This window comes from Bowmanella yangjiangensis (genome assembly GCF_017255015.1).
GTDB lineage: Bacteria > Pseudomonadota > Gammaproteobacteria > Enterobacterales > Alteromonadaceae > Bowmanella > Bowmanella yangjiangensis.
In genome coordinates, this window is record NZ_JAFKCS010000801.1 from 1 (window position 1) to 328 (window position 328).

Genomic DNA, 328 nt, shown 5'->3' on the forward strand with positions numbered 1-328 from the left:
GCCATGAGCATCGTTCACCGTATGACCATTCGCGCTCGCCACGACCGCGCCGTCCGGTTGAGGCAGTGCCTGGCCCGGCTCGATCAGATCGGCCGGGACATTCCCGGCTGCCAGGGGCTGCGGGTACTGCCGCTGCGTGGCGACCCGCTGACCTGGGAAGTCGAAGGGCAGTGGCGCTCGGCCGCAGCACGAGACGCCTTTCTCGGTAGCGAGTGCCTGCGCCGGGTACTGGCGCAGGCCATAGAGGAGGGGCTTTTCACCCATCTCGAATGCGCGATGGAGCTGCAGCAACAAGTCGCCTGACTTGCCTTTGTGAATTTATCTCTAT

General features: G+C 64.3%; 1 protein-coding gene. It reads left to right on the plus strand.

Annotation, left to right across the window (positions count from 1 at the left end; all coding sequences use genetic code 11):
* The coding region (locus tag J0A65_RS26745; protein WP_206597198.1) for an antibiotic biosynthesis monooxygenase at positions 1–303 on the plus strand (303 nt) is incomplete at its 5' end.
* Between the last annotated feature and the right edge of the window lie 25 nt (positions 304–328).